This window comes from Streptomyces pseudovenezuelae, assembly GCF_001513955.1.
Lineage (GTDB): Bacteria > Actinomycetota > Actinomycetes > Streptomycetales > Streptomycetaceae > Streptomyces > Streptomyces pseudovenezuelae.
Genome location: NZ_KQ948150.1, coordinates 726,120 through 742,170, shown reverse-complemented (window position 1 = coordinate 742,170; position 16,051 = coordinate 726,120). Strand labels below are relative to the sequence as shown.

Annotated in this window: 14 protein-coding genes; 6 read left to right on the top strand and 8 right to left on the bottom strand. The window is 69.2% G+C overall.

The features are described from left to right. Positions 1–14: 14 nt before the first annotated feature. Positions 15–1,019: a GlxA family transcriptional regulator gene (locus AQI94_RS31255; protein ID WP_051831894.1), complete on the top strand. Its 1,005-nt coding sequence runs from the start codon at positions 15–17 to the stop codon at positions 1,017–1,019. Between the two features lie 275 nt (positions 1,020–1,294). Then, complete coding sequence (locus AQI94_RS31250) at positions 1,295–1,900, top strand: dihydrofolate reductase family protein (protein ID WP_031037548.1); 606 nt, start codon at positions 1,295–1,297, stop codon at positions 1,898–1,900. Positions 1,901–2,064: 164 nt separating this feature from the next. Here AQI94_RS31250 and AQI94_RS31245 read toward each other — a convergent pair whose 3' ends face one another. Next, positions 2,065–2,718, bottom strand: coding sequence for a hypothetical protein (locus AQI94_RS31245; protein WP_107064197.1), 654 nt, complete (start codon positions 2,716–2,718; stop codon positions 2,065–2,067). 196 nt (positions 2,719–2,914) lie between these two features. Further along, the gene (locus AQI94_RS31240) at positions 2,915–3,472 is read right to left on the bottom strand and encodes a flavin reductase family protein (protein ID WP_051831895.1); all 558 of its coding nucleotides are present in this window, start codon (positions 3,470–3,472) and stop codon (positions 2,915–2,917) included. A gap of 59 nt (positions 3,473–3,531) precedes the next feature. Between AQI94_RS31240 and AQI94_RS31235 the strand changes: the two genes are divergently transcribed. Both AQI94_RS31235 and AQI94_RS31230 read left to right on the top strand, forming a co-directional pair. Beyond that, entirely contained in the window at positions 3,532–4,116 is a 585-nt protein-coding gene (locus tag AQI94_RS31235; protein ID WP_031037552.1) for a dihydrofolate reductase family protein, read from the top strand. Between the two features lie 223 nt (positions 4,117–4,339). Beyond that, positions 4,340–5,362, top strand: a complete 1,023-nt coding sequence (locus AQI94_RS31230; protein ID WP_031037554.1) for a S66 peptidase family protein — start codon at positions 4,340–4,342, stop codon at positions 5,360–5,362. A 461-nt stretch (positions 5,363–5,823) separates the two neighbouring features. On the opposite strand, the gene AQI94_RS31220 is transcribed toward AQI94_RS31230, so the two are convergent. The 3 genes from AQI94_RS31220 to AQI94_RS31210 all read right to left on the bottom strand — a co-directional run bounded on the left by AQI94_RS31220 (position 5,824) and on the right by AQI94_RS31210 (position 9,995). Then, positions 5,824–6,735 (bottom strand): DUF1731 domain-containing protein, encoded by a 912-nt coding sequence (locus AQI94_RS31220; RefSeq protein ID WP_225890304.1) that lies wholly within the window; start codon positions 6,733–6,735, stop codon positions 5,824–5,826. Between the two features lie 260 nt (positions 6,736–6,995). After that, on the bottom strand, positions 6,996–7,547 hold the full coding sequence (locus AQI94_RS31215; protein WP_031037562.1) for an EF-hand domain-containing protein: 552 nt from the start codon (positions 7,545–7,547) through the stop codon (positions 6,996–6,998). 135 nt (positions 7,548–7,682) lie between these two features. Then, complete coding sequence (locus AQI94_RS31210; RefSeq protein WP_031037565.1) at positions 7,683–9,995, bottom strand: molybdopterin-dependent oxidoreductase; 2,313 nt, start codon at positions 9,993–9,995, stop codon at positions 7,683–7,685. A gap of 360 nt (positions 9,996–10,355) precedes the next feature. Here AQI94_RS31210 and AQI94_RS31205 point away from each other — a divergent pair, with 360 nt between their 5' ends. Then, positions 10,356–10,664 carry a hypothetical protein gene (locus tag AQI94_RS31205; RefSeq protein ID WP_225890303.1) on the top strand — a complete coding sequence of 103 codons (309 nt, stop codon included), beginning with the start codon at positions 10,356–10,358 and terminating at the stop codon, positions 10,662–10,664. A gap of 639 nt (positions 10,665–11,303) precedes the next feature. Here AQI94_RS31205 and AQI94_RS31200 read toward each other — a convergent pair. After that, entirely contained in the window at positions 11,304–12,416 is a 1,113-nt protein-coding gene (locus tag AQI94_RS31200) for an alkene reductase (RefSeq protein WP_051831897.1), read from the bottom strand. Between the two features lie 297 nt (positions 12,417–12,713). Further along, positions 12,714–14,060 (bottom strand): aldehyde dehydrogenase family protein, encoded by a 1,347-nt coding sequence (locus AQI94_RS31195; protein ID WP_031037573.1) that lies wholly within the window; start codon positions 14,058–14,060, stop codon positions 12,714–12,716. Between the two features lie 173 nt (positions 14,061–14,233). On the opposite strand from AQI94_RS31195, the gene AQI94_RS31190 reads away from it, so the two are divergent. After that, a complete protein-coding gene (locus AQI94_RS31190) occupies positions 14,234–15,154 on the top strand; it encodes a helix-turn-helix transcriptional regulator (protein WP_031037576.1) in 921 nt (306 codons plus the stop codon). Positions 15,155–15,410: 256 nt separating this feature from the next. On the opposite strand, the gene AQI94_RS31185 is transcribed toward AQI94_RS31190, so the two are convergent. After that, positions 15,411–16,019 carry a TetR/AcrR family transcriptional regulator gene (locus AQI94_RS31185; RefSeq protein WP_031037579.1) on the bottom strand — a complete coding sequence of 203 codons (609 nt, stop codon included), beginning with the start codon at positions 16,017–16,019 and terminating at the stop codon, positions 15,411–15,413. Positions 16,020–16,051: the final 32 nt, after the last annotated feature.

Here is a 16,051-nt window from a genome sequence, read left to right as displayed (position 1 = left end):
GAGCCGGCAACCACATGACCGTCCATCGCGTCGCCTTCCTCGTGTTCGACGGAATGAAGATGCTCGACGTCTCCGGCCCGGCGGAGGTCCTCGCCGAGGCGAACACCCTCGGCGCCTGTTACTCGCTGCGTTACGTCTCGCCCTCCGGTGAACCGGTACGCACATCGATCGGTGCGCACCTGCCCGTGGACTCGGCCGCGACGGACCTCGCCGTCGACACACTCGTCGTGCCGGGTGGCGATCAGCTCGTCACCGAGCCCATCCCAGCAGATCTGACCGAGGCCGTCCGCAGGGTGCATGCCCGCACGCCCAGACTTGTCTCCATCTGCACCGGCACGTTCGTTCTCGCCGCCGCGGGCCTGCTGTCGGGCCGCCGTGCGACCACTCACTGGCGCCACGCCCGTCTGCTCGCGCGTGCCCACCCCGACATCCACGTCGATCCCGACGCGCTCTTCGTCGAGGACGGCGGCATCTTCACCTCGGCGGGTGTCACCGCCGGCATCGACCTCGCCCTCTCCCTCGTCGAGCGCGACCATGGCGCGGATCTGGCCCGTGAGGTCGCCCGAGGTCTGGTCATGTTCATGCAGCGGCCCGGAGGGCAGTCCCAGTTCTCCGCGTCGCTGAAGGGCAGCGTGCCGCGCACGCTCGCCCTGCGCGGGGTCACCGACCTGATCTCGGCGCAACCCGCGCTGGAGCACACCGCGGATTCGCTGGCAGCCCTCGTCGGTGTCAGCACGCGCCATCTCACCCGGCTTTTCCACACCGAACTCGGCACGACACCAGCCAAGTTCGTCGAACAGGTACGGCTCGATCATGCGAAGGCCCTGCTCGACTCCGGCCACGGCGTCGCAGAGAGCGCCCGCTCGGCCGGCTTCGGCAGTGCCGAAACGCTCCGACGGAGCTTCGTGGCCCGGCTCGGCGTCTCCCCCGGTCACTACAAGGCCCGGTTCGCGACGACGCACTCGGCTCGGCACAGCGCCCGGTCGAAGGTGCGGCCGGGGCACGCGGCCGAGGTCTGAGGCCCGGTCGCGAGGGCGCAGCATCACCCGCGTCGCACGGGCCGCGAGACGATCCCGTCGAACCCATGTCGACCGTGATCACGGCCGGGCAGCAGGTGGGGATCACCGCCGAACCGCGTGCGCGGCAACCAGGTAAGCCGCTGGCCCCGACCAGTGCCGCTCCGCCTGCCTGACCGGCTGCGGCAAATGGGGCTTCTCGTTGCCCCACGGCGCGGCCGATGAGTTTGTGACTCAGGTCCGGTCCAAGCTCGTGACACCCAGGAAAGGACACCGCCATGTCGGAGCTTCTCGTCGACTTCATCACGTCCCTCGACGGCTACGCGTCGGGAGAGGGGTGGCCCGGGTTCTGGGGCCTTGAGGGCCCGGAGTACCTCGCATGGCTCGGCCGGCAGCCCGAGGCCACCTACTTGATGGGGGCGAAGACCTACCGCCTGATGTCGGGCTTCGCCGCAGGCGAGGTCCCTCCTGGCCAAGACGAGTTCAGGCCCGAAGAAGAGGCGTCCGTCGACGAGCTCACACAAGCGCCCAAGGTGGTGTTCTCCTCCTCGCTCGAAGAGCCACTGACCTGGGCCAACGCCACCCTCGTGCGCGACGACGCCGTCGAGAGGGTCCGCGCCATGAAGTCGAGCGGCTCGGGACTCCTCAGCACGATCGGGAGCCTCAGCCTGTGCCGGTCCCTGCTGCGCGCCGGACTCGTCGACCGCTTCCGGGTCGTGATGTTCCCGGTGATCACCGGCGCCACGGGCGAAGAACGCATCTACGACGGCTATCCGGACGTTGCCCTCGAGATGATCGAGCACCGCACCTTCGACGGCCGTATCCAGCTGGTCGAGTACAAGCCCCGCGTGCTGGAGCACCCGCCGCTCGGCCGCCCTGCTTGACGTCGCCCCGTGCGGCGGGGGTTGACGCCACAGCGGGTTGGTCCCTGTCCCCCGGTGATCTTTTGGTCGGCGGTAGTGAGGTGCTGCCTCAGCAGCCTCGTTCTTGATGCCCTCCCGCGCCCGGTCGAGAAGCCGCGTCGTCCGGGCGCCGGCACAGGGCGCTGCTAAGGGGCGAAGACCTCTTCGAGGCGGTCGATGGCGCCGTCGGCACCCAGGTGGTAGGTGAAGACGAGCCCCGAGTTCGGGTGCGCCTCCAGCCAGTCGAGGAACTCCTGCACGCCGATGGGCTGGTTCTCGGTGCTCTCCACGACGGGGTTGGTCACGGTGACGTAAGCGGCCTGGTCCATCGGGATGAACGTCTCCTTGCCTACCGTCTCGAACGGCGCGCCGTCGGAGTCGGGGGATCCGCAGCCCCAGTTGCCGTGCTTGACGATCAGGCTGAGGGATCCCCCTTCGGGGGTGTAGCGGTAGACCGCGACCTCGTCGGGGGAGATCGGCATCTTGTGGTCACAGCCGTCGTCGGTGCCACCCGCACTCGCCGCCGTGGGAACGGGGGACTTGGACGCGGCCGGAACCGCTGCGGGGGACTCGGCGGTGCTTGTCGAGCCTGAAGAGGCGGTGACGCCCGGCTTCTTGCTCACCGCGCCTGCGCTCGCCGCCTTGCCGGCGGCGTCACCCGCGGTCGTCGGGCTCGTGCCGGCGCCCGAACCCGTCGCGTCGCCGCCGTCGCAGCCGGTGAGGACCAGCGCGCCCACCACGCAGGCTCCCAGTACGGCCGCCCGGACGACGCCCGGTCTGCGACCACTCTTCCTCGACATCATGTTCATGATGAGTTCCCCCTGTTGTCCCAGTTCTCGGTGTGCCTCGACGGCTCGACGCTGAGGACGACTTTCGGCCGCCATCAGTTGCACGTCCGCGTGAGTTGTTCACGCGTTACCGGTCGTGCAACGGACATCGACGTCTCGCCCAGGTCGCCTTCACGTCCGGCCCTTGGCCTGTTTTCGCCTGCTGAGCCTAGCGTGACAACGCGATCGCGCCTCGCTCAACCGGACGGCGAGGGTGGGGTTGATCTCCGCAGACGAGGGTGCAGCCGACGGCGCGGTCGCGTTCGTCCAGGGCGTTCCGGCCGTCCGCCGTCACCTCTCCGGATACGACCTTCGCGCGGCGGCTGTCGCACACGCCCTCGCGGCAGACGTAGGGCACGTCGGGGTGACTGCGCAGCAGCGTGCCGAGCAGGACCGGGTCGCACGGCAGAACGGTGACGGCACGGTGGCGCCCGTCCAGCAGGGCGGTGACCCGGTGCTCCCCCGCCCTCGGTGCTTGCCCGGCCGGCTCCAACACGCGTGGCAGCGTGCCGTCGGTGGTGAACAACTCCCCACGCACGAGCGGGGGATCGGCTCCGATGTCGGCCAGGACGTGCCGTGCGGTGGCGACGAGGCCGGGCGGTCCGCACAGGGCGAACGTGGAGTCCGGGCCAGAACGGGCGTCCACGGCCGCCAGCAGCCTGCGCACCGCGGAGGCGTCCAACCGCCGTGCGAGCGGGCCGCCCAGCTCCCCCGGGTCCTCCCACACCGATGAGTTCGAGCCTCCCGGGAGGTCTATCCAGCAGGAGAAGCCACAGGAGGCCCGCCATGGCCAAGGTTTATACGCACATGACGATGTCACTGGACGGCTACATCGCCGACCCCGAGGACGGGACCGGTGAGCTGTTCGGTTGGTACGACGCCGGCGATGTCACCGTGCCAAGTGCCGACGAGCACTGGTCGTTCCAGGTCGACGCGAACAGTGCGGAGATGCTGCGCGAGGTTCTCGCCGGGGCTGGTGCGCTCGTCTGCGGCCGTCGGCTGTTTGACCTGACCAACGGCTGGAACGACAGCCACCCGATCGGCGCGCCAGTCGTCGTCGTGACCCACAACGCGCCCGAAGACGCCGCGAAGTGGCGGCGTACGACCTTCGTCGACGGCGTCGCGGAAGGTATCGCGCGTGCCATGGACGTCGCCGGTGACAAACACGTCAGCATCGCCAGCGCCGACATCGCACGGCAGGCGCTTGACCTGGGACTGGTCGATGAGGTGTACATCAGTCTCGTACCGGTGCTGCTCGGCAAGGGAATCCCCTACTTCGCCAACCTGACCGGCGCACCGCACCGCTTCGACGACCCGGTCGTGATCCAGGGCAAGGGCGCGACGCACCTGCGTTACCGCGTGCGGCGCTGAGGCTCCAGACCTCACCTGTCGACCGGCCTGGTCGAAATGGCGCGGCCGCCGACAACAACGCGCCAGAACCAGCCCCCGGGCACGTGAAGCGGAATGGCTGACCGTCCTTGTCCGGGCGTAGATCGACGGGCGAAACCGGTTCTGGCCGATCCACCCGTCATCCCCCGCAAGGCTGATCGGCAAATGAGTAGCGTGTTGGCACGAGGGTCGGAACACTGCCCCGGTGACCGATACCGCAGCGCCTCAACTGCTCCGCCCTCGCGCCCTCGTACCCGGCGATCTCGTCGTCGTCGCGGCCCTGTCCGGGCCGCTCCACGCCCCATACGTACCCGCCCTCGAACGGGCAGTGGCCGAGATCGAGCGGATGGGATTCCGGGTGCGTCTCGCGCCGCTCCTCCGAGCCGGACGGCACCGCTGGTGGAGCGCGGCGCGGCCGGAAGAGATCGCCGAGGAGTTCAACGGTCTGCTGCGCGATCCCGAGGTACGCGCGATCGTCGCGCACGACGGCGGCCAGACGGTGTTCGGATACCTCGACCTGATCGACTTCGACGCGATCAGGGCCGACCCCAAGCCGGTCCTCGGCTACAGCGACATCTCACTGCTGCACCTGGTGCTCTACGCGCGCACAGGGCTGGTCGGCTTCCACGCCGACGTGGCGACGCCCGGCCTCGGAGGGCACTGGCAGACGGCGTCCGCGGCCCGGCGGGCGGAGTTGGGCCGGCTCTACGCGACGCTGCTGACCGGCACGGAGCCGATCGGTGCGCTGCCCGCCGGTCCGTCGTGGGAATGCTGGCGTCCCGGGCGGGCGGAAGGTCCGCTGATCGGCGGGGTCATCAATCGCCTCGTGCTGGCGCAGGCGACGCCTTTCGCGCTGCCGCTCGAATGCTTCGACGGCGCGGTGCTGTTCTGGGAAGAGCTGGGCGGCCAGGCATCGCATGTGTGGACCTACCTCCAGATACTGCGGCACAGCGGCATTCTCGATCGGATCTCCGGCATGGTCGTGGGCGTTCCGGCGGCGATCGACGGGCTCGACTCGCCCGACGGTTCTCCGACCCTGGCGGAGATCGTCCTCGACGTCCTCGGTGACCGCGACATCCCGGTCCTGGGCAACGTCGAGGTCGGACACGCCGGCCCGAATCTGCCGATGCCGGTCGGGATCCGTGCCGCCCTCGATGCGGAGCAGCGGACGTTGTCGCTGCTCGAACCGGCGGTACGGCCGCACGGGATGACGGGACCGGTCGGCTGAGCGACGCGCATGAGTCGCCCACGGCGTTCGTCGGCTCTGGGACGGGTAGAGGCCGTAGGCGACATTCACCTGGCCGGGAGCCAGGTCCCGGCAGAGCAGGCAAGCACGTACTGCACCGAGTGCCGGCGGACCACTGTGAAGCCATCAGCCAGTGAGTTACGGGCCGACGACCGCAACATCAAGTCGGTCTACAACCACGGGACTTCACTCACGCCGATGACCACCACGGCGCCGCCGCGGATCAGCCCCCCTAGCGTGGCGAGCTCGGTGCGGCGGCTCACCGGTCGCCGCTGAAGTGGTCGAGGACTTCATCGCTGCAGTCGTCCGCTCCGACCCAGCTTCGCGTGAAGGCCAGCACGCCGTCGTCGGCGTTGCCTTCCGCCTTGGCCTTGGCCAGCTGCGTCTCGATGTCCGCGATGTACTCGGCGCACTCGGCACTGACGGACTTCTCGGGTTGCGGGTCAGGCGCCGGGGAGGCGTTCAGCGCGGCGGTGGCGGCGATACCGGCCGCGCACAGCGCCGCCCATACGCCAACCCACGTGCGGCGGCTTATCCGTAACGGCTTCGGCATCCAGGCATCCTACGGCCCGCTGTACGAGCGACGCAGCGGCGCTCTCCCACTCGGAGTACGCGAAGGCGAACCCGGCGGCACGAAGCCGACCCGGCACTACTCGACGGCTCTTGAGCAGCAGCTCCGTGTCCGAGCGCAGCGCGAACGCTCCCAGCTCGGCCATCCAGCGCGTCGCCGGCAGCCCCAGCGGGACGCCCCACGCCGTGCGCAACGCCCGCATGAAGTCACGGTGCGGGAGGGGGCCGGGCGAGGCAGGGTTCACCGGCCCCTCAAGGTCGTCCCGGGCGATCAGGAACTCCACCGCTCGCACGAAGTCTTCATCATGGATCCAGGAGACATACTGCGCGCCGCGGGCCACTGGACCGCCCAGCCCGAGTCGCGCGAGTCTCGACAAGACGTCGAACACACCGCCCCGGTCCGGACTCATGACCATCGCCGAGCGCAACGCCACCTTGCGAGTGCCGGGAGTCGGCGCCTCTGCCTGCGCCCGCTCCCAGTTCTTCGCGATCTCGACGCTGTACGCCCCGTAGTCCGGCACCCCGGTCTCCGAGCCTCCGATCACCCCGGCCGCCTCGTCGTGTGCCGCGTCGAAGCGGTGAGCGTAGATCGTCGCCGTACTCATCTGCAGCCAGACCCGCGGTGGCCGCGCGGCGGCGGCGATCGCCTCGCCGACCACTGCGTCCGCACCTTGGTGGGCGCGGTCGGCCAGGATGAGGATCTGCCGGGCCAGGCAGGTTGGCGCTTTGGCCCGCCAGGACCTCGATGGTCTCGTCCACGTGCCGTCCAGGGGGACGGTCTTCATGGACGCCAGGGCGATGAGCATGCGTGGCCGCGGATGCGCAGTCCGGGCAGCAGCACGCGGGCGGGAAGGGAGGAGCGTGCACCAGGCCGACCGCCGTGCCGGCTGACGAGCGGGCTGACGAGCCGCCGCAGGGGTGCCCGCTGCCTACCCCACCGCACCCGACGCCCAGAAGCGCTACGCGACCCACCGCCGCCACAGCGGCCGCCAGCCAGGGAGCAGACGCTGGTACGAGCGCGGGTCCGGGGGCGTATCGGGGACTGTCAGGCAATGACCTTGCCGAAGATGTGGTTGGCGGGGGCGTCGGGGTCGTTGCCGTAGAAGAACTCTTCGAGTGCCTGATGGAACTCGTCACGGTCCAGTCCGCCGGAACCGTCGAGGTCCAGAGCGGCGAAAACGGCGGCGCAGTCCTCGCCGGGGACGGCGGCGACCGAGTCGAACATCTGCTGGAACTCGGCCTGGTCGATCTTGCCGTCTCCGTTGAGGTCGACGAGGTCGAAGAAGCAGTTGGTGACCGGCGCAATCTGCTGCGGGTAGAGCGCGCGGTCGGTCAGGACACTCTTGAAGCCCGCGGTCATCTCCCGCACATCGACCTTCCCGTCACCGTCCTGGTCCATCGGGGCGATGACGTTCGACCAGAACTGGTCCATCCCCTCGGTGAGCCGGCGGACGGTCTCGGCGTCAGGGGTGGTCTCGCGGGCGTTGATGTAACGCTCGCTCATCCTGCGAACGTCGTGCTGGGTGATGAACCCGTCGCCGTCGACATCGGCGCCCCTGAACCACTGGCTGTACTTGAGGTCTTGAAGTGCAGTCATGACTGCGCACCGTATTCACGCGGTTACGGCGACGCAATCGTCCCAGTGGAGGCTGGGTGCCCGGCCGGACGTACCGGCCGGGCACCCGACGAGGCTGAGCACGGCAAACCCGTCCGCCGTTGAGGTGGCTTCGTTTCAGTGTTCGAGGTGTGGTGGTGTGAAGGCGCGTACCTCCTCGACCGGGCCCTCGTGGACCTCGACGTCGACGAGAGCGCTGTGCGCACTGGGTCCCTGGGACAGACGCGAGCACCCGCGGTCCCCGGTGAGGGTGTTCGGGTTGCCGTGGCGGTCCAAGGTCCCGCTCCGGCCCGGCTGGGCCGGGTCCCACCACGCTCCGGTGGACAGCTGGATGACGCCGGGCATGACGGCGTCCGACAGGATCGCGCCCGCCAGGCAGCTTCCCCGGTCGTTGAAGACGCGCACGATCATGCCGTTCTCGATACCGCGTGCTTCCGCGTCCTGCGGGTTGATCGTGACGGGCTCTCGACCGTGGATCTTCGACTTGAGGCTGTGGCCACCGTTGTCGTACTGGCTGTGCAGGCGTGAGGCAGGCTGATTCGAGATCAGGTGCAGGGGAAAGCGGTCCGCCAGGTCGGCGCGAAGCCACTCCACGGGTTCGAACCACGTCGGATGCCCGGCGCAATCGTCGTAGCCGAACGAGTCGATCTCCTCGGAGAAGATCTCGATCCGGCCCGACGGCGTCGTCAGGGGGAAGCGCTGCGGATCGGAGCGCAGTGCTTCGAAGCTGCCGGGAAACGGCCCGCCGAGTGCCGGCAGTTCGACACCGGAGGCGTGTTGCCAGAAGTCGTCGAAGTCCGGCAGGGCCGCTTCGTCACCGAGGTTCGCCCGTGTCTGGGCGTAGAGGTGCCGGACCCATTCGATCTCGGATCGCGCCTGGGTGAACTCGCGTTCATAGCCGAGCCGGGCGGCCAGAGCGGCGAAGATCTGGTGGTCGGTGCGGGCCTCGCCGGCCGGCTCGCGGACCTTGGGCATCGCGAGGAGGTGAGGGTCGGAGAACCCCGCGGCGAAATCGTCGCGCTCCAGGCTGGTCGCGACGGGAAGCACGATGTCCGCGAACTTCGCCGTGGTGTTCCACCAGGCTTCATGGACCACCACCGTCTCCGGGCGCTGCCAGGCTCGGGTGAGGCGGTGCAGGTCCTGGTGGTGATGGAACGGGTTTCCTCCGCACCAGTAGATCAGGCGCAGGTCCGGCAGGGTCAGGCGCTGACCGTCGTAGTCGATGGTCGCACCCGGTTCCAGCAGGGTGTCGGCGATCCGGGCGACCGGGATGAAGTCCGCAACGGGGTTCGCCACCCGCGGCATCGACGCCACGGACGGGCGGCCCGGGGCAACACCGGTCGCGTCCATCGTCGCGTAGCCCGCGCCCCAGCCGCAGCCGGGCCGGCCCAGCGAACCCGCCATGGCCGCCAGTACGACCGACATCCAGATCGGCTGCTCACCGTGGTCCGCCCGCTGAATGGCGTAGTTGACCATGATGAGGGAACGCTGTGTGAACAGGCGGCGGGCAAGATCGGGGATCGTGTCGCGGCTGATGCCCGTGATCCTCGCGGCCCAGTCGGCGTCCTTGACGACGCCGTCCACGTCGCCGGTCAGGTAGGAGGCGAAGCGGTCGAACCCCACGCAGCAGCGGGTGAGGAAGTCCTCGTCGTACCAGCCGTTGACCAGCATCGTGTGCGCGATGCCGAGCATCAGGGCGGTGTCGGTGTTGGGGACGACCGGCAGCCACTCGGCGTCCAGGAAGTCGGCGGTGTCACTGCGGATCGGGCTGACGTTCACGAACCGCACGCCGGCCTCACGGCACTTCCGCTGCAGGTCCCGGGTCTGGTGCCGGGCCAGCCCGCCAGGGTTGATCTGGCTGTTCTTCAGTGCCAGCCCCCCGAACGCCACCACGAGCTCACAGCTCTCGGCGATCTCGTCCCACATCGGCATCCGGGACTGATAGCTCCACGGAGCCCCGCCGATCACATGCGGAAGGATGACCTCAAGAGCGGCGGTGCTGTATGTGTTGCGCGAGTCCGTGTAGCCCCCGCCCAGTGCCAGGAACCGCTGGAGCTGGCCTTGCGCATTGTGGAACCCGCCCGCACTGGCCCAGCCGTACGAGCCGCCGAACACCGCGTTGTCCCCGTGCTGTGCGCGCACTCGGCGCAGTTCCTCGCTCACCAGCGTGAGTGCGTCGTCCCAGCTGACCTCGACGAAGGCGTCCGCACCTCTGGCCGTTTCATCGGCGCGCGGCAAGCCATTGAGCCACCCCTTGCGCACCGCGGGGCGCAGCACACGCGCACTGTCCTCGGCAGCCGTCACCATGCCCGGGCCGATCGGCGACGGCGCGGGGTCGTCACCTCGGGGTTCGATGCGCACCAGCTGACCCGAGTCGACCACGGCTACGAAACTGCCCCAGTGCGTCGCCACCGGCATGCGTCGTTCCACCGTGCATCAACTCCATCCCTGAAGTTATTCCGGCTCTCGGACAACGGCCGCTGCACCACAGGGGTTACGCGACAGTCAGGGTCCGCAGGACACAGGCTCCCCCTGGCGGATGCCGCCCAACCCTGACAGCGCGCACGACTCCGACCGCCACTGCTCAACCGGAGCTCGGAGCCCCTGTGTCGGCCGCGCTCAGACCGTCGTGCGTTCGGGGCCGGCCTGAGAGTCCTCAATCGCGCTGGTCGGAAAAGACGATGAGCCGCCGATGACGCCGTCGGCGTGACATCGCCCGACAGCCGCAACCACACACGGGCATCTGAGGCTCTCCCCCTGCACATCCACCCGCAGCTGAAGGAGACCGACGTGAGCCTCGCCTTCGACCACCACACGCCGCAGACCTTCGTCGACCCCTACGCCGCCGACCCGGCGCAGACCGCCGGGCCCACAGCCGCCGGGCAGGACATGGACTACCTGCTGCCGCCGCCCAACCCCGCCGAGCGCCTCAGCATCCCCATCACCCCCCGCGACCAGCGCCGCCTGGCCCTGCACGCCGCACTCACCGCCGCCGGCATCCCACCCCGGCCCGAGGACCGCGACGCCATCGACCAACTCAGCACCCTGCCACCCAGCACCCACACCACCCTCCAGCGCTGGCTGCAGCACACGGTGTGACGCGGGCGGAAGCACGCGGGGCGGTACGCGGTGAACGCGTGCCACGCAATGCATGAGGTCGGGCCTTCACGTCTTCGCACCGTGCCCGTACGCAGCCCGCACCGCCGCGACCCCACCTGCTCGTAGGTGTCGGACTGCGTGTCGATCGTCAACCTCACGCCCGGACCGCTCCCCCTCGCGGAGCCGTGCCGTCCTCCCCCAGCCGAGAGTGCCAGGCCCCACACGCCGTCGAAGGGCGAGCACTTAATCAGGCCTGGGGAACGGTGATGCCCTCCGGCTCGACCGGGGGCTCCATGCCGTCCGCGTCAGTCGGGCTCAAACCCACGCATCGCCGTACCCCACGACGGCCCAGCCGCCACGGTGAGCGCGCAGACGAGCAGGAGGACGATCACACCCGCCGGGAAGCCGACCGCGTACGGCTGGTTCCGCTGCCACTGGCGGCCGCCGCCGGCGACCCGGGTCCTGTGATCTTCGGGAGGTCGTGAACACGATCTTCTACCAGAAACGGACGAACTGTCAGTGGCGCTAAGGCTCGCCGATCGGAGGACCCATCTCTGGTGGGGCGGACACAGTGTCGCCGGTCGGGTGCCTGTCCATGCGCCAGCGGGGCTGCCGCATGGACAGGCGTGACCGTGGGTCTCAAACCGCTTCGTGGAAGGGGTAGTCGGTGTAGCCCTCGGCGCCCGGCCCGTAGAACAGTTCGGGCCGCGGCTCGTTCTCCGGGTGGCCACCCCTCCAGCGCTCCACCAGGTCGGGGTTGGCGATGAGGGCCCGGCCCACGACCACGGCGTCCGCGTGGTCGGCCTCGATCTGCTGGAGCGCCTGCTCGCGGTTGGTCTGCCCCCCGAAGGGGCCGTTGTTGACGATCAGCTTGCCGTCGAAGCGCCGCCGCAGCTCCTGTACAAGGTGGCCGCCCGGCTCGGGGTGCAGGACGGAGAGGTAGGCCAGGCCCAGCGGGCGCAGTCGCTGGAGCAGGGTGCCGTAGGTGGCCAGGACGTCGTCCCGGTCGGTTTCGAAGACGTCCCCGAGGTCGACCTCCGGCGAGATCCGCAGCCCGACCCGCTCGGCTCCGACGGCCTCGGCGACCGCCGTGACGACCTCGACGACGAAGCGGGCGCGGTTGTGCGGCGAGCCGCCGTATCCATCGGTGCGCTGGTTGGCCGCCGGGGAGAGGAACTGGTGGAGCAGGTAGCCGTTGGCGCCGTGGATTTCCACGCCGTCGGCTCCCGCGTCGATGGCCCGGCGGGCCGCGGTGACGAAGTCCTCCCGGGCCGCATGGATCTCTGCGGTGGTCATCTCTTCCGGTACGGGGTAGGGCTGCTCGCCCTTCTCGGTGAACGTCTTGCTGTCGATGGCGATCGCGCTGGGGGCGAGGACGCGGCGGCCGCCGTTGATGTCGGGGTGGGTGCCGCGGCCGGCGTGCATGATCTGCAGGACGATGCGGCCGCCCTCGGCGTGCACCGCCTCGAACACCCGCTGCCAGCCGGCCGCCTGATCGTCGGTGGCGATGCCCGGCTCGCCGACGTACCCCTGCGACGCGTGGTCGGGGTAGGTGCCCTCGGTGATGATCATTCCGACGCTCGCCCGCTGCCGGTAGTACTCGACCATGAGGTCCCCGGGGATGCCGGAGGATCCGGCCCGGACCCGGGTCAGTGGTGCCATGACGATTCGGTTGGCGAGCTCGATCTTCCCGAGGGCGACGGGGGAGAAAAGTGAGGGAGCGGACGAGACATCTGAAATGTTGGCAGGCATGGGTTTCCTTCTGCTGTACGGAGAAAAATGGATGAAGGTCTGCGAGACAGGAGGTCCACGCTGTCCCGGTGGAAGCGCGGATGCGGTCCTCGGGCTGGCACGGGCCCGCTGGTGGAGTGCGGGCGTTCGTTCCCTGCGCACGATCAGTAGTCACCAGGGTGATTGAGGTCATGGGTGCCGTCGCCGGAGTCGGGACGGATCAGTGTCTGCAGGCCGCACCGCGACCGACTCGCCTCGACGCCCCCCGCGATGGGGACCGATCGCCCATCGGACAGCCTGCTTCACGAAAACGCTCGGCTAGCTGAGCGGGACGTCCGCGACAGCCTTGAGGTGGCTGAACGTCTCGAGGGAATACCGGCCGTGGTACCGGCCCATTCCACTTTCGCCGACGCCACCGAACGGCAGGCCGGTCATGAGCAGTTGCATCACCGGTTGGCCCCAGGCGACGCCGCCGGAGGACGTCTCGTTCACCAGGCGCGCCTTGGTGGCCTCGGACTCGGTGAAGGCGTAGAGCGCGAGTGGCTTGTCTCGTTCGTTGATGAAGGCGATGGCGGCATCGAGGTCTTCCACTTCGACGACGGCGAGGATCGGACCGAAGATCTCCTCCTGCATGACCGGTGATGCGGGGTCGACATCGGTCAGCACGGTCGGCGCGATGAACAGGTCGTCGCGGTCGTACCGGCCTCCCACCGCCGCCCGGCCTGAGTCCAGCAGACGTGTGAGCCGGTCGAAGTGCCGCTCGTTGATGATCCGGCCGAAGTCGGCCGAGGTCTGCGGGCTGGTGCCGAACCGGGCGTCGACAGCCGTGCGCAGGGCGGGGACCAGTGCGGCGGCGGTGGCAGGATCGGCCAGGACATAATCGGGGGCTATGCACTGCTGACCGGCGTTGCCGAACTTGGCGCCCACCAGCCGCTTGGCGGTCTCCTCCACATCGGCGTCGGGCGCCACGAAGACCGGCGACTTGCCTCCGAGTTCGAGCGTGACGGGGGTGAGGTTCTTGGCGGCGGCGGTCATGACGATCCGGCCGACGGTGCCATTGCCGGTGTAGAAGATGTGGCCGAAGCGCTGTGCCAGCAGGGCCGTGGTCTCCTCGGCGCCCCCCTCGACCACGGCGAGCACGTCAGGGTCGAAGTACTCTCGCAGCAGGCGTGAAGCGACCGCCGAGGTGTGCACCGAGATCTCGCTCGGCTTGGCCACCACCGTGTTCCCGGCGGCCAGCGCGCCGATGATGGGGTCGATGAGAAGGTGCAGCGGGAAATTCCAGGGAGCGATCACCAAGACGACCCCGAGCGGGTCGTACGTGGTGTAGGCCGTGGTCGTGGGACCGAAGTGGGCGGGAACCGCCACCGGGCGGGGCTGAAGCCAGCTCTCCAGATTCGCCAGCGTCTCGTCGATGTCGGCGACAGTGAAGTCGATCTCCTGCGTCTTCGCCTCGGCGGAGTTCTTCCTCAGATCCGCCCAGAGCGCTTCGAGCAGCTCCTGCTCGTTCTCGACCAACAGGGCCCGCAGCCGCTGCAGCTGGTCGACGCGCCAGTCCAGGGTGCGGGTGACGCCGGTGTCGAACGTCGCACGAAGGCGGCCCACCGCCGCCGCGGCCGTTTCGCTCTGGCGCGTCCTCGACTCGTTCGCCTGTGCTGTGGTCATGGGGTGTGCTCCGTTCCTGATGCAGGCCACGTCCCGGCTGCCTTCCAGCCGGGCACGGTCACCAGCGTGCTGGGCGATCCGGTGTTCACCCAGGTCACGGCTTTGCCTATGCCCGCGATGCCTACTACTGGCTGGGTCAGGAAGGTGTGCGTCCGACCGTGGATACTCGAGGCATGGACGAATACGCCGAACCGGCGCGTGAGCCCGCCGACGCACTGGACCCGCGTGCCGAGCTGAGCGAGTTCCTGCGCACCCGGCGGGCCCGGCTGAAGCCCGAGGACGTGGGGCTGCGGAGCTTCGGACGGTACCGGCGGGTGCCGGGGCTGCGCCGCGAGGAGCTGGCGCAGCTGGCCGGAGTGTCGGTGGCCTATTACACGCGGCTGGAGCAGGGCAACGGGCGGCACGTGTCGCCGGAGGTCCTCGACGCCATCGCCCGCGCACTGCGGCTGAGCGACGCCGAGCACGCCCACCTCACGCACCTGGCGAAGCCCAGACAGCACAAGAAGAAGCCGGCCGTCCGCACCCAGCAGGTGCGCGGCCCCCTGCGGACGCTGCTGGACACCATGGACGGCGTCCCGGCGATCCTCGTGGGGCGGCGCTCGGACATCCTTGTCTGGAACCGGATGGCCGCGGCGGTCTTCGGCGACTGGGCGGAGCTGCCGGCGCACGAGCGGAACTGGGCGCGGCTGGTGTTCCTGAGACCCGAGTACCGCGACCTGTTCGTGGACTGGGGGCGCAAAGCGAACGACGTCGTCTCTCAGCTGCGCATGGACGCCGGCTCCCATCCGGACGACCCGCAACTGTCCGCACTGGTGGGCGAACTCTCCGTGAAGAGCGAGGAGTTCAGGCGGCTGTGGGCCACCCACGACGTCAAGGAGAAGTGCCACGCCATTCAGCGCCTGCACCACCCGCTCGTCGGCGAACTGGACCTCCGCCTCGAGTCCTTCCACCAGGCCGACGCGCATGAACGGATGCTGGTGACGTATCACGCCGAACCCGGTTCCCCGTCGGCGGAGGCCCTACGGCTGCTGGCCAGCTGGGGAACCGACGCGACAAGGGCGGGAGCGGGGATGCCGCCGGCACGCACCACTTGATGAACTGTCGATCATCGGCGGCCGACCGCGCACCGCAGGGCGTCGTTTTCGAGGGCAGCCGGCGGACGGCCTCCTCGAACAGCTTCGAGCTGGCCTCCCCCGCACGCCTTCCGCGTCGACATCAGGTACCGCTTGAGGGACGCCACCGCTCGGACGCCGCCCGGTCATCGACGGGCACCTCGCGCCCGTCGACGCAGACCTCGCGCGTACCACGGAACCTCGAAGTCCATGCGCAGATCCCGGGCCAATGAGCCGACTACCGCTTTGGCCAGCTACTCAACGCGAGGTTCGCGACTTGCACCAGCTCGGCGCGGGAACTCCCACTCGCGGCCTGGACGGCAATCCCGTTGGCGATCGTTCTCAGGTAGAGCGCAAGGAGATGAGGATCTGAGGAAGGCGGAAGGTCTCCGGCGTCCACCGCCTGTTGAAATCGGCGCGTCAAGTGGGCTGTCCCCTCCTCACGCCATGCGATGAGTGCGTCTCGGACTTGGCGGCTCTCATCCCCGGTAGCCAACGCACCCAGCACGCCAAGGCAGCCCGCGGGCAATCCCGGCATGGTCGCCGCCTCGACCGTGCCGTGGAGCACGGCAGCAGCCACTGATCCGCTTGTGGGCGCTGCCAGAGCACGAGCGAAGTACGAGGCCAAGCCCTCGGTGTACCGCTCCAGCGCCTTGTGGAAGAGGTCTTCCTTGCTGCCGAAAGCCCTGTACAGGCTGGGGCGGCTGATACCCATCGCTGCGGTGAGGTCGTCAAGGCTGGCGCCCTCGAAACCCTTCGACCAGAACACCAGGACTGCACGATCGAGTGCCTCGTCGATGTCGAACGCGCGAGGCCTGCCAGGTGGGACCGGTGTCGAGGAGGTCATTTCTGCATCCTACCCCTTCGGTACCGATCGGT